The organism is Pseudomonas sp. DWP3-1-3b3, from assembly GCF_049896305.1.
GTDB classification, from domain to species: domain Bacteria; phylum Pseudomonadota; class Gammaproteobacteria; order Pseudomonadales; family Pseudomonadaceae; genus Aquipseudomonas; species Aquipseudomonas azotoformans_A.
The window spans coordinates 1,021,526-1,044,222 of sequence record NZ_JAFCUA010000001.1; the positions used below are offsets into that span (position 1 = coordinate 1,021,526).

Consider the following 22,697-nt stretch of genomic DNA (forward strand, 5'->3'; position numbering starts at 1 on the left):
AGTTAAAGTAATTTATTAAGAGTAAGATTTTTTTGGTATTACGAAGATGCATCTGCCAATGATTCGGCAGGGAGGGATTCTTGCGTTACTACCGGTTTTCTGCACGAGATTCGGACAGAAGGAAAAAGGTGGAGAGTCGATCTGTAAGCCGGGTTCTGTCTTGAACAGTCATTCGTCTACGATGGCCATCACTGGACATCTTTAGCAACCTACCCGGTCCCAGCGCGGGCCACGCCTTGGGACCCTATTTGGTCTTGCTCCAAGTGGGGTTTACCTAGCCACGAACTGTTGCCAGTCGTGCGGTGCGCTCTTACCGCACCTTTTCACCCTTACCGGCACCGAAGTGCTTAGGCGGTTATTTTCTGTGGCACTTTCCGTAGGCTCACGCCTCCCAGGCATTACCTGGCACTTCGCCCTATGGAGCCCGGACTTTCCTCCCCCCCCTAATTTTCATAGAGGGCAGCGACTGTCCAATCGACTCTCCGCCGCGCAGGTTAACGGCACGACGGACTTAGGACAAGTAATAAAAGTTCAGAATTGCCATCACGTTCAGACGCAATACCGATTTAACACCGGAACTATTCGGCTTTCTGCTTATCCAGCGCCGCTTGATATAAGAGGTTCTTGCGCACACCGGTAATTTCCGCCGCCAGGGCTGCGGCTCGCTTGAGCGGCATCTCCTTGAGCAGCAAGTCCAGGACGCGCATGGCCTCGCTGCCCACGGCGTCTTCGTCCTCTGGCGCGGTCCAGCCCGCCACCAGCACCACGCACTCGCCGCGCTGTTGGTTGCTGTCGCCCTCGACGAACGCACGCAGCTCTTCCAATGGCAGGCCCTTGAGGGTTTCGAAGGTCTTGGTCAGCTCGCGGGCCAGCAGCGCCAGGCGCTCGCCGCCAAACACCAGTTCCATGTCCTGCAGGCATTCAAGGATGCGATGCGGGGCTTCATAGAAGATCAAGGTGCGGGGTTCTTCCTTCAGCGCTTGAAGGCGCGCACGACGCCCAACGGCCTTCGCCGGCAGAAAACCTTCAAAGATGAAACGGTCCGACGGCAGCCCCGCCGCCGACAATGCAGCGATCAGCGCGCACGCTCCCGGAACAGGCACTACATTGATACCAGCGGCTCGCGCCTGGCGCACCAAGTGGTAGCCGGGATCGGAGATCAGCGGCGTGCCCGCGTCGGAGATCAGCGCCACATCGTCGCCGGCCAGCAGACGCACGATAAAGCGACTGCCTTCCTCGCGCTCGTTGTGCTCATGGCAAGCCGCTAATGGCGTGCTGATTCCAAAATGCTGCATCAACCGCTGGGAGTGACGGGTGTCTTCAGCCGCGATCAATTTAACCTCGCGCAACACTTTCAATGCTCGCGCACTGATGTCGTCCAGGTTGCCAATGGGCGTCGCCACGACAAAAAGCGAGCCTGCAGTGGAATTCAAAGGACCTGGAGCAGTCAAAACGCACACCTCGATGGTTGGCAAAAGCGACATTGTAGCGCGTAGGCGCCTGGAAAATATGCCATCACGGCCGATGCCTTTTCAGCCGTTTAAAGCCAACTGCAACATTTGCACGACCTAAATCGACGGTTTCACGCCAGTAACATCGCGCCTGGGCCAGTGCTTGGGTACAATTCCACGCTAATTTGATCGGTATCAGGAACACTTACATGATCGCTTGCCTGCGGCTGCTCTCCGCCCTCTGCCTCGCTGCCTTGTTGGCCGCGTGTGCCAGCTCGCCCTCGTCCAGCCTTGGCGACCTTCCACGGACCCCGGACGCCAGTATCGAGCAACTGCTCGAACAGGCCACCACCGCCAAGACGCCAGAAAAGGCCGCATTACTGCGCCTGAGTGCGGCAGACATGGCCTACAAGCAGAACAACCCTGGCCGCTCGTCGCAGATTCTTGCGCAGGTGCCTCTGGATGCCCTCAAGCCCGCCGCGCAAGTGTTTGCCAGCACCTTGGCCGCCGAATTGGCCATGGCGCGCAACCAGCCCAAGGCCGCGTTGACCGCCCTGAACCACCCGAGCCTGCAAAGCCTGAAGGACCTGCCACCTGAACAGCAGGTCCGCACCGGGAGCGTGCACGCCCGTGCGTATGAAGCGGATGGCCAGACCCTGGCCGCCGCCCGCGAACGTGTGGCCATGGCCCCGCTGCTCACGGGCGATGCCGCCAAAAGCAACCACGAAGCCATCTGGGTATTGATTGCCGCCCTGCCGGCTGAACAGCTGCAAGCCAGCGGCAACCCGACGCTCGACGGCTGGATCACCCTGGCCCAGGCGGTCAAGGGCGCCGGCACACTGGAGCAACAACAAGCCGCTATCGACACCTGGCGCGCGCAGAACCCGGGTCACCCGGCAGCCGTGCAACTGCCGACACCACTGACCAAGCTCAAGGAGCTGGCGAGCCAGCCACTGACCAAGATTGCCCTGCTGCTGCCACAGGACGGCCCGCTGGCTTCCGTCGGCAAGGCGCTGCGTGAAGGCTTCATGGCGGCGCACTACCAGGCTGAACAAGCCGGGCAGAAGCCGCCGGTCATCGAGTTCTATGACAGCTCGCGCCTCAACTCCCTCGATGACTTCTACGCCAAGGCCCAGGCTTCCGGCGTGCAACTGGTGGTCGGCCCGCTGGAAAAACCGCTGGTCAAACAGCTCAGCGCACGTCCGCAGTTACCAATCACCACCCTGGCACTGAACTACAGCGAGACCGATCGTAGCCCGGCGCAACTGTTCCAGTTCGGTTTGGCCGCTGAAGACGAAGCCCGCGAAGTATCGCGCCGCGCCCGTGCCGACGGCCTGCACCGTGCGGCCGCGATGGTGCCCCGTGGCGAATGGGGCGAGCGAGTCTACAAGGCCTTCCGCCAGGACTGGGAAGCCAATGGCGGCCAGGTCATGGGGGTCGAGTATGTCGATCAGCCCGTCGCCCTTGCCCAGCAAATTGCCGACCTGTTCCAACTACGTAAAAGCGAAGGCCGCGCCAAGAGCCTGCAAAGCACCGTCGGCACCGACGTCGCCGCGCAACCTTCGCGTCGCCAGGACATCGAGTTCATCTTCCTGGCCGTGACGCCGCAACTGGCCCAACAGATCAAGCCAACCCTGAACTTCCAATATGCCGGCGATGTGCCGGTGTACGCCACGTCCCACGTGTTCAGCGCCAGCGGCGACAAGAACCAGTACCTGGACATGACCAACGTGATGTTCTGCGAAACCCCTTGGCTGCTCAACACCACCGACCCACTGCGCAACCAGGTTGCCGCGCAATGGCCGCAAGCCAATGGCAGCCTCGGCCGACTGTACGCGATGGGCGTCGATGCCTACCGCCTGGCTCCGCGCCTGGGGCAACTCAAGGCGCTGCCGGACACCCGTGTTGAAGGCCTGTCGGGCAACCTGGGCATCAGCGCCAACCAGCGCGTTGATCGCCAGATGCCATGGGCCAAGTTTGTCGGCGGCGAGATCCAGCGCCTGCCGGACACCCCGCGCTGATGCCTGAGCGGTCCAGCGCACAAAGCGGCAAGGATGCCGAACTACAAGCTCTGAAACACTTGCAACAACAGGGTCTGCGCCTGCTGGCGCAGAACTGGTTATGTAAACGCGGCGAGCTTGATCTGGTCATGCTTGACGGCGATACAGTAGTATTCGTCGAAGTCCGCTACAGAAAACACGCACAATGGGGTGGCGCGCTCGCCAGTATTGACGGGCGCAAGCGTCAAAAGCTGATACTCGCCGCGCAGTTTTTCCTGCAAAAAGAGCATCGCTGGGCCGACGCCCCCTGCCGTTTCGATGTGGTTGCCATAGAAAGCACACCGTCTGGTCAGGCTGATCTGAACTGGCTGAAAAATGCCTTCGACAGCTGATTCGCCGGACATCTTCACCACACACTTTTGCTCTTTGCTTTGCGGGCTGCACATTCCTGTGCCAAACAGCCGCGCTACTTAAGGTCACACAGATGGACATGCAATCCCGAATTCGCCAGCTTTTCCAGGCCAGCATCGACACCAAGCAACAGGCGATGGACGTACTTGCACCGCACATCGAGCAAGCCAGTCAGGTCATGGTCAATGCCTTGCTCAACGAGGGCAAAATGCTTTCGTGCGGCAACGGCGGTTCGGCCGGCGATGCCCAGCATTTCTCGTCCGAGCTGCTCAACCGCTTCGAGCGTGAGCGCCCTAGCCTGCCGGCCATTGCCTTGACCACCGACTCGTCGACGATCACCTCGATCGCCAACGACTACAGCTACAACGAGATCTTCTCCAAGCAGATCCGCGCCCTGGGCCAACCCGGCGATGTGTTGCTGGCGATTTCTACCAGCGGCAACTCGGCGAATATTATTCAGGCAATCCAGGCCGCACATGATCGCGAAATGATTGTCGTAGCATTGACCGGACGCGATGGCGGAGGCATGGCTTCGCTGCTGTTGCCTGAAGATGTGGAGATTCGCGTCCCGGCCAATGTCACCGCACGTATCCAGGAAGTCCACCTGCTGGCGATCCACTGCCTGTGCGATCTGATCGACAGCCAACTGTTTGGGAGTGAAGAATGACCGTTAACCGCCTCAGCCTTTTGGCCATGACCCTGTGCCTCGCTATCAGCGGCTGCAGTACGGCCATCACTGCAACACGCGACACCCCTATTCAGGATGACAAGGGCACCCGTACCTTCGGCAGCAAGATCGATGACTCGCTGATCGAAACCAAGGTTGAAGTCAACGTCGCCAAGGCCGCCACCGACCTGGGCAACGGCGCCTCGCGCATTGTGGTCACCAGCTTCAACGGCGTCGTGCTGCTCGCCGGCCAGACGCCCCGCGCCGACCTCAAGGCCCAGGCCGAACAAGCCGCCGCCGCTGTACAGCGCGTGAAGAAGGTGCACAACGAATTGCAGGTGATGGACCCGATCACCCTGCTGGCCATCAGCAACGACGCGCTGCTGACGACCAAGATCAAGGCGCAGATGCTCACCGATAACGCGATCCCTGGCTCGCGCATCAAGGTCGTGACCGACAACGGTATCGTTTACCTGATGGGCCTGCTCACCCAGGCCGAAGCCACTCGCGCAGCCAACTTGGTGCAGGGTGTGTCCGGTGTGCAGAAAATCGTCAAGGTGTTCGAGTACATCGACTGAAGTAATCAAGCAGCCACAAAAAAGGGCGCCGCACGGCGCCCTTTTTTGTGGCTGCTTGATTACTGGTACTGCGAGTACGGATTGCCCTGGAACTGGTTGTTCTGCTGTGGTGCCTGTTGCTGGGCGCCTGGCTGGCCATACTGCTGGCCTGGGATCGGGCCAAGATTCACTTCTACGCGACGGTTCTGGGCACGGCCGTTGACGTCGGCGTTGCTGGCAATCGGGTTATCCGGGCCGGCACCGCGAGCGCTCAGGTTGGCGCCGTTGACGCCTTGGGACGTCAGGTAGTTGGCCACGCTCTGGGCGCGACGCTGGGACAGGTCCATGTTCAACTGGCGGCTACCCGTGCTGTCGGTGTAGCCAACGATCTGGATAGTGTTCTGGTTGAACTGCTTGAGCGAGTTGGCCAGGTTGTTCAGCGGCTGGTAGAAGCTGCTGGAGATCGCGTCCGAGTTGGTCGCGAAGGTGATGTTGCCCGGCATGATCAGCTTGATCTGGTCACCCTGGCGCTGAACTTCAACACCGGTATTGGCCATGCTTTCACGCAGTTTCTTTTCCTGCTGGTCGGCGTAGTAGCCATAACCCGCAGCACCGGCACCCGCAACGACCGCACCGATCAGTGCGCCCTTGCCACGGTTGTTGTGGTCGATGGCCGCACCCGCCAATGCACCGGCCAGGGCACCCAGGCCACCGTACTTGGCGGTCTTGCTCATACCGCCGGATTCATTACTCGCCTGTCCCTGGCTGCTGCCGTCATAAGGGTTAGGTGATGCGCAGCCGGACAACAGGGCTACGACGGTAGCGACAACAAGCAGACGACGCGAAGTGAACATGAAGGGAGCTCCTACTTTTGCATTCTATGGTGCAAAGGACATTGGCAATGGACCTGTGCCGAGTTTGGAACGCGACAAACGGTAAAAATTCCGTGGCTACAGAAACCGTAGCAGACGCACGCTGAACACGACCTGAGTTTTTGCTACAAGGCTTGCCTGTTATAGAACGCGTGCTGCCGGGCAATTACTCCTTCACGCACGCACAAAAGGATTCTCACGCATTTCATCGCCCAGTCGGGTATCCGGCCCGTGACCGGTCACCACCGTCGCGCCCTCGTCCAGGGTATACAGGCGCTGCTTGATCGAGCGCACGATGGTCGCCTGGTCACCGCCCCACAAATCCGTACGCCCGATGCCGCGACGAAACAACGTGTCGCCGGCAATCAGCAGCTTGGCATCGGCAAACCAGAAGCTCATCGACCCCGGCGTGTGGCCTGGGGTGTGCAACGCCACGCCACAGCCGCAGGCCAACTCCTCATCATGCTCCAGCCAGCGATCCGGCGAAGGCACCGGGATGTAGGGCACACGAAACATCTGGCATTGCATTTCCAGATTGTCCCAAAGGAATTGATCTTCTTTGTGCAGGTGCAAGGTGGCACCGGTCTTCTCTTTCAGCTGGCCGGATGCCAGAAAGTGATCCAGGTGGGCATGAGTGTGGATGATGCTCACCACCTTCAATCCCAAGGCATCTAGCCTCGCAAGGATCAACTCATGATTGCCGCCTGGGTCGACCACGATGGCCTTTTTGCTGATCGGATCGCCGATGATGGTGCAGTTGCATTGCAAAGGGCCGACGGGAAAAGTTTCGCGGATGAGGGTCGGCTTGGCGGTTTCCATTCAGGGTCCTGTCGTGCAAGTGAAATATCGATTCCGGGCAAGTATCGCCAGAATAATTGCACCATTAAAACAGACTGGGCCCCTCCTAGCCGATCAACCTCAGCTCTTGAGCCCTAGCCACCGCCTGGGTGCGCCGCTCCACACCCAGCTTGCTGTTGATGTGGCTCGCGTGTGTCTTGACCGTGTGCAGGGAGATAAACAACCGGTTGCTGATCTCTTGGTTGGAACACCCCTGAGCAATCAATTGCAACACCGCCAGCTCCCGCGTGCTCAACGTCTCATGGGTTGAAACGGCCTCCACCACCACGACCGACGGCAACAACGCAAGCAGGCTCTGGTTCAGCAGCCCATGGGGATCTTTGGCAAGCTGCTCACGCATCCAGTCTGGATGAGTCTCCAGCAAACGCTGGAAGGGTTGCAGCGCGCCACCTATGCCGGCCTCCAGGGCCTTGGCAAACACCGGGCGCGCCTTGGCCTCCTGGCCGTCCTCCAGCAGCAGTTGCACCCGCTGGGTCAGGGCCATCAGCGCGATCATCTGACGCCCGCTGTTGTGCGCCTGTTGCGCCAGTTCTTCAAGGCGCTGCAACGCTGCTGCAGGTTGATGGCGAGTCGCGTCCAACGCAGCCTGTTGCAGCCCGATATGCTGCGGCAAGTGTGGGTGGAACTCCGGCGCGGCAGCAGCGTGTTCGCCGTTGTAGGTTTGCCCCAGGCGCGTCAACCAGGCGTCGGCCAGATCAGTGCGGCCCTGGGCCAGCCACAGCTCGCACTTGATCAGGGTGATCATTGCCAGGTAGTAGATCGGCGGCACGTCCCAGATATGCATCAGGCGTTCGGCCTCGGCCAGTTCGGCGAAGGCTTTGGCAAAGTCACCCCGGCGCCCCTCGAAATTGGCGATCACACAATGGCCGATCAACACACTGATATCGCGGCAAGCGCGGGCTTCAGCAAGACCGGTGCGCAAACGGGCAAGGCCCGCTTCGGGCTGGAGCCGCACCAGCAACAAAAAACCCTCGTAAAGCGATAACCGTGCACGCACCGCGTACAAGCGCTGCGGCGCCAGGCCGTGCAGGCGTTGCAGGCCCTGGCGCACTTCATCCAGGGAACGCAGGATCTCGCCGCGCGCCTGCAACACCCGCGCACGGTCGTAATGGGCCAGGGCTTCGAACAAGGGGTTGCCGACGCGCTGCGCCAGTTCCAGGGATTCACGATTCAAGCCCCGTGCACGCCACAGGTCGGCATCGACAATGGCCAGGTTGGACAGGGTCGACAAGCACATCAACCGCTGGCCGTAACGCCGTTGCGGCAAGCTTTCCAGCGCTTCGCTGCAATAGCGCTGGGTCAGTTCGCGATCGCCACGGCCACGGGCGATGATCCCGCTCAACGCCAGCCACTGGGCCAACATCGACTTTTGCGCAGTGGCCGACGGCGCCGGCAGGAAGCGACTGAGGTAACTGGACAGCTCCTCCGCCGCATCCAGTTGGCAGGCCAGGCCCAAGGCCCAGCTGTAGAGCACGATCAAGCGCGGCGTGCTGATCAGCAGACTGTCGGGCAAGTCCATTTTCCAGCGCAGCAACATGCCCACGTTCTGCTCGGCCAGCAGTTGCTCCTCGGACAGGTTCTGCACCAGGTTGGCCGCCACATCCAGGTGACCGGCGCGCAACGCCTGCTCCACCGCCTCGTCGATCAAACCTTGGGCATTGAACCAGCGACACGCGCGCAGGTGCAGGCTGGCCGCCGGCAGCACGTTGCTGCTGGCGCGCCGCGTGCGCAGCAAGTCCGAAAAAAGATGGTGATAACGGTACCAATGCCCCAGGTCGTCCAGCGGCACCAGGAATACTTGGTGCGCCTGCAGGTAACGCAGGATTTCGGCGCTGTCGTGGGCTTCACGCACCGCGTCGCAGAGTTCGCTGCAAAATCGGTCCTGAGGCGCGGTGTCGTACAAAAACGCCTGCACGTCGGCCGGCAGGCAGTCGATGACTTCTTCCAGCAGGTAATCACGGATCAGCCCTTCGCCGCCATGCAGGCTCTGCGGCAAGGCGCCGTCGCTGCCAGCCTCGGAGGCGGCCAACAGCCAGAAACGCAGGCCGGCGACCCAGCCTTCGCTGCGGCGGATCAGGTTGTCGAGAGCTTCGCCGCGCAAGGAACTGCTGTGACGATCCAGCACGGCCAGTGATTCCTCGTGCGTCAGGCGCAGATCCTGTTCGTGCAGTTCCAGTAGGTGACGCGACAACCGCAGCCGCGCCAGATGCCAGTCCGGCCGCTGACGGCTGGTGACCAATACCACCAGGCCATCAGGCAGATGATTGAGGAAAAATTGCAGGCAACGGTCAAGCACGGGCCCCTGGGCCAGATGGTAGTCATCCAGCACCAGCAATAGCGGTGCACGCAAGGACAGCTGCACCGCCAGCTCGTCGAGCAGGCCATCGAGCCATTCTTCAAAGGCAAAGGGTTGATGACGCTGACGCATTTTCAGCAAGCCCAGGGATTGGGCGCCGAGTTGCGGGAAGAATTGCTGCAAGCCGTCGAGCAGGCGTTCGAGGAAACGCCCAGGGTCGTTGTCCCGTGGGCTGAGGCCCAGCCACAGGCTTTGCCAATGGGCCGGCAAGCCCTGGCAGAACTCCACCGCCAATGAACTCTTGCCGAAACCAGCCGGTGCACTGACCAGCAACAGCCGCCCTTCCAGCCCGGCGCTCAGGCGTTCGCACAGGCGCGGGCGCAGCACATAGCCGTCAGGCAGCGGAGGCCTGTAGAAGCGACCTTCCAGGGTCGGGATTACCGCACTGGCAGGCCCTTGGATTCGGGACAGATCAGTCATCGCCGGGCTCTTGTAGAAGGCTGTTGTCGGCATTGCAGATGTCCGCAGACTAGCGGTAAAAGCCGCCGGTTTGTAGATCTTTGCTACAAATGACTGAAAAAGAACTGCGACAAAAAAATACGCGCACAAAAAAGCCCCGAACCGGTCGGGGCTTCTTTGCGAGGATGCGGCCTCGGTTAACGCACGTTAGCGAACACCATCCTGGCGCAGGGCCGCCGGGGTGAAGTCACTGGTGGTGGCGGTGAAGCCAAAGTCATACGCCTGCTTCTCTTCGTTCTTCATGCCCAGCGCCAGGTAACGGCCGGACTGCAGGTCGTAGAGGGTTTCCAGGGCGTACCACGGCACTTGCTTGTCGTAGTAGTTCTCGGCATGGGCTTCCGCCACGCGCCACAGTTGGCCACGACCGTCGTAGTGGTCGATCACGGCGGCTTGCCAGGTGTCTTCGTCGATGAAGAAGTCACGCTTGGCGTAGATGTGGCGCTGGCCTTCTTTCAAAGTGGCGACCACGTGCCAGACGCGACGCAACTCGTAGCGGGTCAGGTCCTGGTTGATGTGGCCGGCCTTGATGATGTCGGCGTACTTGAGCTTCGGATCATCGATCTTGTAGCTGTTGGAGGCGATGTAGATTTCTTTCTTGCCATCCAGCTTCCAGTCGTAGCGATCCGGCGCACCGTTGTACATATCGAGGTTGTCGGAGGTACGCAGGCCGTCGGCTGCGGTGCCTGGCCCGTCATAGGACACTTGCGGCGCCCGGCGCACACGGCGCTGGCCGGCGTTGTAGACCCAGGCCGAACGCGGCTCCTTCACCTGGTCCAGGGTTTCGTGCACCAGCAGCACACCACCGGCCAGACGTGCCGGCGCGGTCACTTGCTGCTTGAAGTAGAACAGCACGTTGCCCGGATTTTTCGGGTCGAAGTCTTTCATCTTGTCGCGGAACACGAACTGGTCGCGGAAATAAACCAGGCTGTACGAGCCGTTGGTTTGCGGCGTGGCCTGGGTCACCAGACGGGTCACGCTGCCACCGCGGTAACGGGTGATGTGGTTCCAGATCACTTCCACGCCGCTTTTCGGAATCGGGAACGGTACGGCGGTTTCGAAGTTTTCCAGGCCGTTGCCGCCAGACACCAGGTTGGTGGTGGTGGCGTTCTTCTTGATGGCTGCGAACACATCCGCCGGCACGGTAGCGCCACGATGGGTCGGGTAGACCGGCATCTTGAAGGTGTCCGGGTAGCGCTTGAACATCGCGTACTGCCCCGGCGCCAGCTTGTCCTTGTACTGCTCGACGTTCGCCGCGGTAATGGTGAATTGTGGTTGCTCACTGGCGTAAGGGTTGGCCAGGAACCCACGGGCGTCGACAGCGCCTGCGTTGGTGGGCAGCGGTGACCATTTAGGAATGGTGCCCGCCGCGTTACCGGCCATTTCAGCGCCCATCGGTGTCAGGGTCGTACCCAGCTTGGCGGCTTCATCCGCCGACACTGCCGCCATGACGTTGCTCGCCAGGATCGACAGCCCAAGCACACCCACGTGCAACAGACTTTTAGTTATTTTCATGTTCTGGTCTTCCTGAAATACGGTCGCTTAGAAGTTCATACCGAAGCTGAGCGCAACAAAGTCTCGGTCATCCACAGTGGTGTACTTGCCATCAAAGAAGTTGGTGTACGAAAGACCTGCGGTGTAGGTGTTCTGGTATTCGGCGTCCAGGCCCAGGCTGATGGCTTTACGGCCTTCTTCGAAGTTGCCACCAGGGCCAGGTGAGTAACCGCTCACGTCATGGGACCACGCCACGCTAGGCTTGAGGTTGACGCCCGCGAATACGCTGTTGTAGTCCCAGATCGCCCGTCCGCGATAACCCCAGGAGTTGGCCGTGGTGAAGCCATCGTTTTCGCAGTAGCGCGAAACGTTGTTCATGGCTGCGCCCGCCAATGTGCTCGCGTTCAGGGTCTGGCAACGACCATTAGGCAAAGGACCTGGCCCATAAACCGGGTCGCGGCCATAACGCGCTTTGGACGTGCTTTCCAACCCACCTACGTGGGTGAAGCCGATCTCGCCAACCAGCGTCAGCCGCTCGGCGCCCATGACTTGGTCGAAGAAGTGGGTGAACGTCGTTTGCAGTTGGGTGATTTCCTTGCGGCGGTAGCCCGGCTGATCGGTATCTGCCTTGCCTTGCAGAACCGACGCATTCGGGTCCAGCGGTGTCAGGCCGGAATAGAGGATATCGGTTGTATTGAGTTGTACAGGCGCATTCGGGCGATAGCTGATTTCACCGCTCCAGGCCGTACCGGTGGACAACGTGGTGGAGAAGCTCAACCCATAGAGACGAATATCTTCAGGGTACTCGACGTAGTAGCTGGAGTTGCCCGCAACCACCAACGGCATCAGGGATGCCAGTAGCGCGGGGTTGGTTGCGATCGCGCCCGGAACACCCGCACCAATCAAGGATCCGGCCAATGCAGTAGGACTGTAGGCGCTTGCAGGCGCCCCTCTGCCACTGAAGATCGGGGCACGGCTGTGATAGTTCATGAAGTAGGCGCCGAACTCGGTGTCCAGCGGCTCAAACATGTAGCGCAACGCCAGACCGAACTGGCCGCTGTCACGCGCATCGCGGTCAGGCCCGCGCTTCACGATAGTCCCTTCGTCCGGGCTGCCGAAATTCACGCCTCGCGCCTGCAGCGTATTGATGATCGAATTACGGAAGTTGGCGGGAATACCTCGGCCAGCCAACCCATTGTTCAAATTATTACGCGTGGCCAGAACAGCCAGGTTTTTATCGCAGCCATCAGAAATCACGTCGGGCTGCGAGAAAAAGGTGCCGCAGTTGTCGGTGACGGTCTGGTCCCATTCGAGCTGATAAAAGCCTTCGGCAGAAAGGTTGTCGGTAATGCTCTGAGACAGATAGAACATGTTGACCGGAATCAGACCTTCCTTGATCTCGGCACCCGGACGACGGAACGCAGACACGTCGATCGGGTTGATGGAGTTGATACCGCCACCAATGAAGGTACTTTCACCCCAACTCACTACCTGTTTGCCGAAGCGCACCGAACCCGGCAGATCAGCAATGTTGTAGTTGTGGTAGATAAACGCATCGAGGATCTGCGCCCCCGAAGACTTGGCGCCCTCTTTGCGGTTGCTGTCGCTGATGTCCTTGAACGGACGGCTTTCGTCCTTGAGTTCGAAGTCATACCAGTACTTGCCGCGCACAAACACACCGGTATCGCCGTACTTCAGTTCCAGGTCATGGATGCCCTTGAAGATCTTCGAGAACGTTTCCCCGCGCTTGAAGTTCAAGTGCCCGTCGTCAGAGGTCTGCGAGAGACCATGCCCGCCATTGTTGGAACCGATGAGGTTCTTGTTGGCTTTTTCTGTCGACCAACTGGCGCCCACGGAAAGCGACGAGTCAAAACTCCCTTCGATTTCACCAATGTTGAAACTGACGCCGAATGCGGGCCCGGCGAGCGTAGAAGCGAGACTGACGGCCAGGGGCAGTCTTGCCCGGCGCCAGAACTGGTTTACTGAGGTCATCGACGCTACTCCATGTGCATTATTGTTATGGCAGTGAGTTCTTTCTGTGATGCGTGTAACGGCCGGAATACAACGATTCCAATGCCGCTCGGCAGCCGAGCCCCCATGGCCCGAAGCGGAACATCCTTGAAAAACTCTGGAAGGGACTATAGCCAGCAGGGGGTAGTGCTTGATCCCTCTAAAGTGTGATTTGCATCACCGACCCGTCTGCCACGACCCTTTCGCCACGTCGACGAAGGCCGACGCGGCAAGGATGGCTGAAAATCGGCAAATCACAAGTAGAGGTGCCAGATAGAGCATTGCCGTGCCCGAACGGGCACGGCGAGGGGCGTCAGAGGGTGGAGAGGAAGGTGCTGTTATTGGCCTGCCATTCGATGATGTCGATGCGGATACGTTTTTTGTCGAGCTTGCCGACACTGGTCTTGGGAATTTCAGTAACAACGGCAATCTGGCTCGGAATCGCCCACTTGCTCAAGTGGCCCAGTTCCACGAACGGCTTGAGGTGTTCCTTGAGCTCACGGGCCCCTATCACATGGCCATCTCGCACCACCAGCAAGGCAAACGGGCGCTCGCCCCACTGCGGGTCGGCGATGCCCACCACCGCTACTTCGCGTACCGCCGGGTGACGGCTGACCAGGTCTTCAAGGGCCAGGGAGGAGATCCACTCGCCGCCGGTCTTGATCACATCCTTGATGCGGTCGCGGATGTCGATCACGCCGAAGGCATCCAGCGTGGCTACGTCGCCCGTGTGCATCCAGCCGCCTTCCCACAGCTCGGCGCCTTTTTGCGGCTCGTTGAAATAGCCTTCGCTGAGCCATGGCGCGCGAAGCACCAGCTCACCTTGCGACTCGCCATCAGCGGGCAAGAAGTTTCCATCACCGTCGATGATCGCCGCTTCCACCAACGGCCCGGGCACGCCGGCCTTGATGCGGTAAGTGGTGCGCTCATCCTCGCTGCCAGCCATCAGTTCTTCGTTGAGGTGGGCGCAGGACACCAATGGCCCGGTCTCGGACATGCCGTAGGCGGCGGTCAACTGAATGCCACGGGCCTTGGACGCTTCGTACAGTGAACGGTTAAGCGCACTGCCGCCGATGACGATTTTCCAGCCACCGAAATCCACGTCCTGAGCCGCCTTGGCGTTGAGCACCATTTGCAGGATGGTCGGTACGCAGTGGGAGAAGGTGACCTTTTCCTTGCGCCACAGCTCCACCAGGTATTCCGGGTCGTAGCGGCCAGGGTAGACCTGCTTCAGGCCGAGCATGGTCGCCACATACGGCAACCCCCAGGCATGCACGTGGAACATCGGCGTGATCGGCATGTACACGTCGTTGGTGCCCAGCAACCGCACGCTGTCGACGCTGCCCATGATGGTCGCCACGCCCATGGTGTGCAGCACCAACTGGCGGTGGGTGAAATACACGCCCTTGGGGTTACCGGTGGTACCGGTGGTGTAGAAAGTGGTGGCGACAGAATTTTCGTTGAAGTCTTGGAAGTCGTACTTCGGGCTGGCGGCGGCCAGCAGGGTTTCGTACTCGCCCACCAGGTTAGGCAGTTCGGCGGTCTTGGACTCACCGTCGGTGAGCAGCAGGGTCTTGTCGACCGTGGTCAACTGCCCGGCAATCGCCTGGTAAAGCCCCACGAACTCACTGTTGACCAGCACAAAGCGGTCCTCGGCGTGGTTCATGGTGTAGAGGATCTGTTCCGGCGACAGGCGCACGTTGATGGTGTGGATCACCGCACCAATCATCGGAATGGCAAACATGCATTCCAGGTAACGGTGGCTGTCCCAGTCCATCACCGCCACGGTATCACCGGCCTTCACGCCCGCTTCAGTCAGCACATTGGCCAAGCGGGCAACGCGCTCGATCAGGGTGGGGTAGGTGTAGCGCAGTTTGTCGCGGTAGACGATTTCCCGGGTCTTTTCATAGCGGGTGCCGGACATCAACAGGCGTTTGATCAACAGCGGGTATTGGTACGCACCTTCGGCGGGCGGAATGACGCGGGTCTGCAACATACGAATCCCTTTTATGACTGCACGGTCTTGGCTGAAAGAACTGCACTGTAGAGCGCATATGTTTCAGCCAAATCAGCCAAAGGAATGATTTGCAGAACCCGATGAATGCTAGCTTTGCGCCAGCATCCAGCCTATTTCATGCTGGTGAATGCCAGTTTCACGCCGATGGCAATCAACACCGCGCCCATGGTCCGATCAAACCAGTGCCCCATCTGCGCAAACCCGGCGCGCACGCGCTGCTGGCTGAACAGCATGGCCACCAGGCAGAACCACAGCGCCGTCGCTACCGCCAGGTAAACGCCGTAACCCGCCTGGATCGCCAGCGGTGTGTGGGGGTTGATCACCACGGTGAACAACGACAGGAAGAACAGCGTGGCCTTGGGGTTCAAGCCATTGGTCACGAAACCGGCAGTAAACGCGCCACGCGGGGTGCGCTCGCCGGCTTCGCGGTGCAACTCGCCTTCGGCGGCAGGTTTGGCCGGCTGCGCGCGCAGGGCTTTGAAGCCGATGTACAGCAGGTAGGCCGCCGCCGCCCATTTCAAGGCGTTGAACAGCACGATGGACTGGGACACGATCAAGCCGATACCGAGCAACGAATAACCCACGTGCAGGAAAATTGCCGAACCGACGCCCAGCGCAGTCCAGGTGCCGGCGCGACGGCCGTGGGTCACACTTTCACGCACCACCACCGCGAAATCCGGGCCGGGGCTGGCCACCGCCAATAAGTGAATCAGGGCTACGGTCAAGAACTCGGCGGCGTACATGCTCACTCCAATTAAGTAACTGATTATTTCATCTGATAGGCTCAAGAGATTACGCCTTCGAACCCTGTCGCAAAAGGTACAGTTGATGACGAACAATCGCCGCGCCGTCTTCCTTGATCACCCGTCCCTGGACCTTGGGGACCTCGACCTCAGCGAGCTGCGAGACAGCTTCAGCGAGTTGCAGTTGTTTACCGGCACCACGCCGCAGAACGTGATTGAACGCGTGCAAGGCGCCCACGTGGTCATCAGCAACAAGATCGCGCTCAGTACCGAAACCCTGGCGGCTTGCCCGGAACTCAAGCTGATCCTGGTGTCGGCCACCGGCACTAACAACGTCGACCTCGACGCCGCCCGCGCCCACGGCATCACCGTGAGCAACTGCCAGGGCTACGGCACGCCGTCGGTGGCGCAGCACACGATCATGCTGTTGCTCAACCTGGCGACGCGCTTGAAGGATTATCAACGGGACGTCAGCGCCGGCAAGTGGCAGGAAGCCAAGCAGTTCTGCCTGCTGGACCACCCGATTGTCGAGCTGGAAGGCAAGACCCTCGGCCTGCTCGGTCATGGCGAATTGGGCGGCGCCGTCGCGCGACTGGCTGAAGCGTTCGGCATGCGTGTTGTGCTCGGCGCTATTCCAGGCCGGCCAGCGCGTGCCGACCGCGTGCCATTGGATGAACTGCTGGCCCAGGTGGACGCACTCACCCTGCACTGCCCACTCAACGAACACACCCGCGACTTTATCGGCGCCCGCGAATTGGCACTGCTTAAACCTGGCGCGTTTGTGGTCAACACGGCGCGCGGTGGCTTGATCAACGAGCAGGCCCTGGCGGACGCCTTGCGCAGCGGCCATCTGGGCGGCGCGGCCACCGATGTGCTGAGCGTGGAACCGCCGGTGAATGGCAACCCACTGTTGGCCGGCGACATCCCTCGGCTGATCGTCACCCCGCACAACGCCTGGGGCAGTCGCGAAGCGCGCCAGCGCATCGTCGGCCAACTGGCGGAAAACGCGCGGGGCTTTTTCAACGGGGCCCCGCTGCGCGTCGTCAGTTGATAAACTGCGCCCCTTTTCAAGGAGCAGACCATGGATCCGCGCAGTGAAGTACTGCTTCGTCAGGCCGAACTTTTTCAAGGCAACCTGCTGCTGGTGGGCTTGCCTGCCGACGACCTGCTGGGTCGCCTGCCCAACGCCCACGGCTGGTGCTGGCATGCCGGCGATCAGGCGGCACTCGACGCTCGTTTCCCCGAGCGCAGCCAGTTCGGCGTGAACGTGCCGGAGCGGGCGTTTGATGTGGCGGTGATCTTCCTGCCCAAGTCCAAGGACCTCACCGACTACCTGCTCAACGCCGTGGCCTCGCGCCTGCCCGGCGCCGAGGTGTTTTTGGTCGGCGAGAAGAAAGCCGGGATCGAAAGCGCCGCCAAGCAGCTGATCCCCTTCGGCAAACCGCGCAAGCTCGACAGTGCGCGGCATTGCCAGCTGTGGCAGATCACCGTGGCCAACGCCCCGCAGGCGGTCGAGCTGGAGAGCCTCGCCCAGGTCTTCGACGTGCCGCTGGCCGAGGGCCCACTCAAAGTGGTGAGTCTGCCAGGCGTGTTCAGCCACGGGCGCCTGGATCGTGGTACCGAGTTGTTGCTGGAGCATCTGGACAAACTGCCAAGCGGCCATTTGCTGGACTTCGGTTGTGGCGCGGGCGTGCTGGGGGCTGCGGTCAAACGTCGCTACCCGCACAACACGGTGACGATGCTCGACGTGGACGCCTTCGCCGCCGCCAGCAGTCGCTTGACCCTGGCCGCCAATGGTCTGGAAGCCGACGTGCTGACCGGTGACGGCATCGACGCGGCGCCTATGGGTTTGAACGCGATTCTGAGCAACCCGCCGTTCCATGTCGGCGTACACACCGATTATTTCGCCACTGAAAACCTGCTGCGAAAAGCGGCGAAACACCTGGCAAAAGGTGGCGAACTTCGCCTGGTCGCCAACAGCTTCCTCAAGTACCAACCGCTGATCGAAGAGCACCTGGGCGTGTGCGCGATCAAGGCCGAGGGCAATGGTTTTCGCATCTACCGCGCCAAGCGCGGCTGACGGGCGTTTGAAAAAGAAGGCTTGCCGAATGGATTTTGCCTAGGCAGAATCCGCTCCGTCCTAGGGGAGTAGTCTCCCACGAGCGCCACGCTCGTCCGGCATACGTCAACATACTTGGTCAGCAGACCATGGCGTATGCGACCCAGGAGTCCGCACAGACGGACCGGGGTTTGACAAGACCTATGACACGCACACCTTACCCGGGGCGGGAAGGCTGTACGTGTCATAGCCGTGTCGACCCGCCCCTGGAAACCTACCTGATGCTGGATTCATTACTCGTTCCTACCGCAATCGTTGCCTTGGCCGAAATCGGCGACAAGACGCAACTGCTCGCGCTCATCCTGGCCGCACGCTTTCGCAAACCCTGGCCGATCATCGCCGGCATCGTCGCCGCGACCCTGGCCAACCATGCGGCCGCCGGTGCCGTGGGGGCCTGGTTCGGCAGTTTCTTCTCGGATGCGGTGTTGCACTGGATCCTCGCGGCGAGCTTCTGCGCCACGGCCTTGTGGACCCTGGTGCCCGACAAACTCGACGATGACGAAGCCAGTACCACGCGCAAATTCGGTCCGTTCCTGACTACCCTGATCGCATTCTTCCTCGCGGAAATCGGTGACAAGACGCAGATCGCCACGGTGATGCTGGCGGCGCAGTACCCGGAGTTGTGGCTGGTGATTATCGGGACGACCCTGGGCATGCTGATTGCCAACGTGCCGGTGGTCCTGGCGGGGAATTTTGCGGCGGAGAAACTGCCGTTGACCTTGATTCGTCGACTGGCGGCGTCGGCGTTCTTCATCCTGGCGATTGTGGCGGTTTACAAGGCCATGCAGAGCAGCGGTTGGATCTAAACCGATGAGGGTTCCCATGCCCGGCATGGGAACCCTCAACCCTTCAGGACTTTTTGGCCTGCTGGTACAGCGGCATCACCTTCGGAATCGCCGCCTGCAACGAGGCGATTCGGCTGTCAGAAGCCGGGTGAGTACTCATGAACTCCGGCGGCGCACCTTCCGAGGCTTTAGCCATTTTGTTCCACAAGGTGATGGCAGCGTTCGGGTTGTAGCCTGCACGGGCCGACAGCTCCAGGCCGATCAGGTCCGCTTCGTTTTCATTGCTGCGGCTGTTGGGCAAGGTCATGCCGTAGTTGGCCACGGTATCGGCTAATGCCAGGCTGTCCTGGCCAAGACCGAACAACGCACCGGCGCCCTGCTTGGCCATCTCGATGCCGTAGGCCTTGGACATGGCTTCACGGCCGTGTTCACGCAAGGCGTGGGCGATTTCGTGGCCCATCACAGCGGCCAGTTCGTCATCGGTGAGCTTGAGGTTGTCGATCAAGGCGCTGTACACGAAGATTTTGCCACCAGGCCCGCAGTTGGCGTTCATCTCGTCGCTCTTGATCAGGTTCACTTCCCACTTCCACTGCGCGGCATCCGCACGAAAGGTCGGCGCCTGGGCGATCAAGCGGTTGGCGATGGCCTGCACGCGCTTGGCGTTGGCGCTGGTCTTGTCCACCTGGCCCTTGCTATTGGCTTCGCCCAACGTCTGCTGGTACGACTGGGCATACATCTGGTCGACTTCCTGACTCGACAGCATGCTGAACATGTACTGCTTGCGCTCAACCCCAACGGCGCCGCCGCTGGTGGTGTTGACCGACTGACACCCGGCCAGCAGCATCGCTGCAACCAGGCCGCTAACTGCCAATGACTTCTTCATGAACCTCTCCCTGAAAACACGCCCTTAAAACATGGCGCGTATCGTAGGCGCTCGTTTGTATCGACGCCAGATACACCAGACGTGTAACCGCTGATTTTCAGATACATCCCACCGCCCCCACAACGGCGGCGGGCATTCCATTTGCGACACTCCAAACATTTTTGTAGGACACCCCCTAATGCCCTGCGCGCCCGTGGCCGATACAAAAAGGCGGATTCTCTCCCCTGTGCCCGGAGCCTTCATGAAATTCAAGTCGATCCAATTTTCTGTCGCGGCACTGGCCGGGGCGATTGTCCTGAGCGTGGTCGCGGTGCTGGTGCTGTACGCCTTGTTTGCCGGAGCGCGGACCCAAGAGATGGTGCAGGATCGCACCCAGGTGCAGTTTGAACAGATCATCGAGCAACGCCTGACCGCCCTGGCCCAGACCCAGGCCACCCTGATCCAGCGCGAACTCGAAGCGCCGCTGGTGACCGCCAAGAGCCTGGCCACCGCCAACGCCCTGCTCGGCATGAAAGACACCAAGAGCGAGCCGGCCCTGCAAGTCGGCCGCGAGCAATTGATCAACCTGCTGCATGAAACCGTGGTGCGCAACCCGAAGATCCTCGGCGCCTACATTGGCTGGGAGCCCAACGCGATCGATCATAACGACGCGGCCTATGTGAACAGCCCCATTGTCGGCATGGCCGCCGACGGCCGCTTCCTGCCGTGGTGGTATCGCAACGCCGATGGCAGCCTGGGCCTGGACAAGCTTGCCGACGTCAACGACCAAAACATCCTCTCCACCGGCGTACGCGCCAGTGAGTACTACCTGTGCTCCAAGGAAAATAAAAAGGCCTGCGCCATCGACCCCGCCCCTTATAAGGTGGGCAATGCGATGGTGATGCTGGCTTCGTTCATCGAGCCGATCATGATCGACGGCGCGTTCCAAGGCATCGTCGGTGCCGACCTGTCGGTGAACTTCATCCAGGACATGCTCACCAGTGCCGATCAAAAACTCTACAACGGCGCGGGTGAACTGGCGCTGATCTCCAGCAACGGTCGCCTGGTGGCCTACACCAAGGACCCCAGCAAGCTCGGCGAAAAGGCCACCGACCTGCTCGACAGCAACGAACTGGCGAACCTCGGCCAACTGAAAGTCGGCGAAGTGCGCTACGACATCGACAAGGAACACGGGCACATCGAGCTGTTCCTGCCGTTCAATATCGGCCAGGCCGACGCGCGCTGGACGCTGATGCTGCAACTACCGCTCAGCGCCGTGATGGCCGATTCGCAGAAGCTGCAAAGCGACCTGGAAGCCCAGCGCAAGACCGACATCTTCGGCATGACCATCGCCGGTCTGCTGATCGCGGGTATTGGATTGCTGGTGATCTGGCTGGTCGGCCACGGCATTGCCCGCCCACTCAAACAAATGGTGGCCATGCTCAATGACATCGCCCAAGGCGAAGGTGACCTGACGCGGCGCTTGACCAGTGACCGCGCCGATGAACTGGGCGCGATCGCCACCGGCTTCAACACCTTTTTGATCAAGCTGCAAGGCATGATTACCCAGGTGGTGAGTTCGGTGCAGAAGGTCAGCGATTCCTCGGAACACACCGCCGACATCGCGATCCGTACCAATCAGGGCGTGCATAAGCAGATGGTGGAAATCGATCAGGTCGCCACCGCCGTGCATGAGATGACCGCCACCGCGCAAGACGTTGCGCGCAACGCCACCCAGGCCGCCCAAGCTGCCAGCCATGCCGACCAGGCCGCCAGCCAAGGCATGCGCATCGTGCGCGACACCTCCACCTCCATCGGCGCGCTGGCCGAGGAAATCGGCAAGGCCGTCAGCGTGGTGCAAACCCTGGCCAAGGACAGCGAGAACATCAACGCCATCCTCACCGCGATTCGCGGGATTGCCGAACAGACCAACCTGCTGGCGCTCAACGCCGCCATCGAAGCAGCACGGGCCGGTGAGCAAGGTCGTGGATTTGCGGTGGTCGCCGACGAAGTGCGCAACCTGGCGCAGAAGACCCAAAAAGCCACCGAAGAAATCCAGACCATGATCCAGCAGTTGCAACAAGGCACGCGGGACGTGGTGCGGGTGATGGAGGACAGCCAGAACCGCACCGATGAAAGCGTGCAACACGCGGCTAAGGCGGCCGAAGCGCTGGAGACGATCACCCAGGCCGTCTCGGTGATCAACGACATGAACACCCAGATCGCCAGTGCCGCCGAGGAACAGAGCGCAGTGGCCGAGGACATCAACCGTAACGTGATCAATATCGGCCAGGTGGCCAATGAAGTGGCGGGCGGCGCGGATGAATCCAGCGCGGCCAGTGCGGACTTGACCAAGCTGGCGGAGCAGCAGCGCCGGCTGATCAATCAGTTCAAGGTCTAAGCCGGGGTCAGGCACTCCGGCCCATTGAGCTTGGGATCGTTGACCATGTTGGCCAGCACCCGCTCGCGCAACGCGACGGGTTCACTGGCCAGCAGGCCTTGCAATACATGCAACGGCGTCTCGGGATCGAGCCAGGCGGCCTGCCCGGCCTCATCCAGAATCAGCGGGCGACGCTGAGCATGCGCGGCCTGGGTCACCACCGCCGTACTCAGCCACACCTGTTCCTGCACCGGATACGCTTCCCAGATCGCGGCGAAAAACAGCGTGGAGCCCTCCCCCGGCGTCAGCCAGTACGGGCGTTTGCGCTGGGTGCCGCGCCATTCGTAGAACCCATTGGCGGGCAGCAGGCAACGGCGCTGGCGGAATGCTTCGCGGAACATCGGTTGTTCGGCCAGGGTTTCGGCGCGGGCATGGGCGGGCGTGCGGGAAAGATCGGTCAACCACGGCGGCGTGAGGCCCCAGCGGGCGCGGGCCAGGGTGCGCTGACCATCGGTGACACGCTGGATCAGCACCGAATCATTCGGGGAAATATTCCACTGGGCCTGCTGGTCGGCCGGGAAGCCCGGCAAGGCAGCAAAGGCGGGGTTCCAGCGAAACAGGGCATAACGTCCACACATGGGGCAACACGACTCTTGGGT

Annotated in this window: 18 protein-coding genes, 1 other RNA gene, 1 pseudogene and 1 riboswitch; of the genes and pseudogenes, 9 read left to right on the forward strand and 11 right to left on the reverse strand. The window is 60.8% G+C overall.

The window, feature by feature from the left end:
• Nucleotides 1–128 precede the first annotated feature (128 nt).
• Nucleotides 129–482: RNase P RNA component class A (rnpB, locus tag ACP7BX_RS04950), an RNA gene on the reverse strand.
• 96 nt (nucleotides 483–578) lie between these two features.
• On the reverse strand, nucleotides 579–1,484 hold the full coding sequence (rsmI, locus tag ACP7BX_RS04955) for a 16S rRNA (cytidine(1402)-2'-O)-methyltransferase (RefSeq protein ID WP_426128202.1): 906 nt from the start codon (nucleotides 1,482–1,484) through the stop codon (nucleotides 579–581).
• Between the two features lie 176 nt (nucleotides 1,485–1,660).
• Here rsmI and ACP7BX_RS04960 point away from each other — a divergent pair, with 176 nt between their 5' ends.
• From ACP7BX_RS04960 to ACP7BX_RS04975, 4 genes are all read left to right on the forward strand, one after another.
• Complete coding sequence (locus ACP7BX_RS04960) at nucleotides 1,661–3,472, forward strand: penicillin-binding protein activator (protein WP_426128200.1); 1,812 nt, start codon at nucleotides 1,661–1,663, stop codon at nucleotides 3,470–3,472.
• Nucleotides 3,472–3,843 (forward strand): YraN family protein, encoded by a 372-nt coding sequence (locus ACP7BX_RS04965; RefSeq protein ID WP_061435353.1) that lies wholly within the window; start codon nucleotides 3,472–3,474, stop codon nucleotides 3,841–3,843. Before ACP7BX_RS04960 ends, ACP7BX_RS04965 begins: the two co-directional genes overlap by 1 nt.
• A gap of 92 nt (nucleotides 3,844–3,935) precedes the next feature.
• On the forward strand, nucleotides 3,936–4,529 hold the full coding sequence (locus tag ACP7BX_RS04970; protein WP_007904374.1) for a phosphoheptose isomerase: 594 nt from the start codon (nucleotides 3,936–3,938) through the stop codon (nucleotides 4,527–4,529).
• Complete coding sequence (locus ACP7BX_RS04975) at nucleotides 4,526–5,107, forward strand: BON domain-containing protein (RefSeq protein ID WP_033899448.1); 582 nt, start codon at nucleotides 4,526–4,528, stop codon at nucleotides 5,105–5,107. The genes ACP7BX_RS04970 and ACP7BX_RS04975 overlap by 4 nt, the downstream gene beginning before the upstream one ends.
• 59 nt (nucleotides 5,108–5,166) lie before the next feature.
• Here ACP7BX_RS04975 and ACP7BX_RS04980 read toward each other — a convergent pair whose 3' ends face one another.
• The 7 genes from ACP7BX_RS04980 to ACP7BX_RS05010 all read right to left on the reverse strand — a co-directional run bounded on the left by ACP7BX_RS04980 (nucleotide 5,167) and on the right by ACP7BX_RS05010 (nucleotide 15,892).
• Nucleotides 5,167–5,940 carry an OmpA family lipoprotein gene (locus ACP7BX_RS04980; RefSeq protein ID WP_012722283.1) on the reverse strand — a complete coding sequence of 258 codons (774 nt, stop codon included), beginning with the start codon at nucleotides 5,938–5,940 and terminating at the stop codon, nucleotides 5,167–5,169.
• Nucleotides 5,941–6,132: 192 nt separating this feature from the next.
• Nucleotides 6,133–6,777, reverse strand: coding sequence for an MBL fold metallo-hydrolase (locus ACP7BX_RS04985; protein WP_028618886.1), 645 nt, complete (start codon nucleotides 6,775–6,777; stop codon nucleotides 6,133–6,135).
• 85 nt (nucleotides 6,778–6,862) lie between these two features.
• Nucleotides 6,863–9,592, reverse strand: a complete 2,730-nt coding sequence (locus ACP7BX_RS04990) for a LuxR C-terminal-related transcriptional regulator (protein WP_426128198.1) — start codon at nucleotides 9,590–9,592, stop codon at nucleotides 6,863–6,865.
• A gap of 186 nt (nucleotides 9,593–9,778) precedes the next feature.
• Nucleotides 9,779–11,143: a DUF1329 domain-containing protein gene (locus ACP7BX_RS04995; protein ID WP_133074634.1), complete on the reverse strand. Its 1,365-nt coding sequence runs from the start codon at nucleotides 11,141–11,143 to the stop codon at nucleotides 9,779–9,781.
• Nucleotides 11,144–11,170: 27 nt separating this feature from the next.
• A complete protein-coding gene (locus tag ACP7BX_RS05000) occupies nucleotides 11,171–13,114 on the reverse strand; it encodes a DUF1302 domain-containing protein (RefSeq protein WP_426128196.1) in 1,944 nt (647 codons plus the stop codon).
• A 331-nt stretch (nucleotides 13,115–13,445) separates the two neighbouring features.
• Nucleotides 13,446–15,128: a fatty acid--CoA ligase gene (locus tag ACP7BX_RS05005; RefSeq protein WP_177002427.1), complete on the reverse strand. Its 1,683-nt coding sequence runs from the start codon at nucleotides 15,126–15,128 to the stop codon at nucleotides 13,446–13,448.
• Between the two features lie 131 nt (nucleotides 15,129–15,259).
• Nucleotides 15,260–15,892 (reverse strand): LysE family translocator, encoded by a 633-nt coding sequence (locus ACP7BX_RS05010; RefSeq protein ID WP_426128194.1) that lies wholly within the window; start codon nucleotides 15,890–15,892, stop codon nucleotides 15,260–15,262.
• Nucleotides 15,893–15,977: 85 nt separating this feature from the next.
• Here ACP7BX_RS05010 and ACP7BX_RS05015 point away from each other — a divergent pair, with 85 nt between their 5' ends.
• The 3 genes from ACP7BX_RS05015 to ACP7BX_RS05025 all read left to right on the forward strand — a co-directional run bounded on the left by ACP7BX_RS05015 (nucleotide 15,978) and on the right by ACP7BX_RS05025 (nucleotide 18,817).
• Entirely contained in the window at nucleotides 15,978–16,943 is a 966-nt protein-coding gene (locus ACP7BX_RS05015; protein WP_426128192.1) for a 2-hydroxyacid dehydrogenase, read from the forward strand.
• A 30-nt stretch (nucleotides 16,944–16,973) separates the two neighbouring features.
• Entirely contained in the window at nucleotides 16,974–17,972 is a 999-nt protein-coding gene (locus ACP7BX_RS05020) for a class I SAM-dependent methyltransferase (RefSeq protein ID WP_033899421.1), read from the forward strand.
• A gap of 50 nt (nucleotides 17,973–18,022) precedes the next feature.
• Nucleotides 18,023–18,144, forward strand: a riboswitch (yybP-ykoY riboswitch).
• 88 nt (nucleotides 18,145–18,232) lie between these two features.
• Nucleotides 18,233–18,817, forward strand: a complete 585-nt coding sequence (locus ACP7BX_RS05025) for a TMEM165/GDT1 family protein (RefSeq protein WP_016978300.1) — start codon at nucleotides 18,233–18,235, stop codon at nucleotides 18,815–18,817.
• Between the two features lie 43 nt (nucleotides 18,818–18,860).
• Here the strand turns inward: ACP7BX_RS05025 and ACP7BX_RS05030 are convergent, their stop codons facing one another.
• Nucleotides 18,861–19,679 (reverse strand): M48 family metallopeptidase, encoded by an 819-nt coding sequence (locus tag ACP7BX_RS05030; protein ID WP_038849881.1) that lies wholly within the window; start codon nucleotides 19,677–19,679, stop codon nucleotides 18,861–18,863.
• A 1,321-nt stretch (nucleotides 19,680–21,000) separates the two neighbouring features.
• Here ACP7BX_RS05030 and ACP7BX_RS05035 point away from each other — a divergent pair.
• Nucleotides 21,001–21,201, forward strand: a pseudogene (locus tag ACP7BX_RS05035) (HAMP domain-containing protein); the annotation flags it as partial.
• 114 nt (nucleotides 21,202–21,315) lie between these two features.
• On the forward strand, nucleotides 21,316–22,059 hold the full coding sequence (locus tag ACP7BX_RS05040; protein WP_370590777.1) for a methyl-accepting chemotaxis protein: 744 nt from the start codon (nucleotides 21,316–21,318) through the stop codon (nucleotides 22,057–22,059).
• Here ACP7BX_RS05040 and ACP7BX_RS05045 read toward each other — a convergent pair.
• Entirely contained in the window at nucleotides 22,056–22,676 is a 621-nt protein-coding gene (locus ACP7BX_RS05045; protein ID WP_426128190.1) for an SOS response-associated peptidase, read from the reverse strand. The two genes, ACP7BX_RS05040 and ACP7BX_RS05045, sit on opposite strands and share 4 nt — an antisense overlap.
• Between the last annotated feature and the right edge of the window lie 21 nt (nucleotides 22,677–22,697).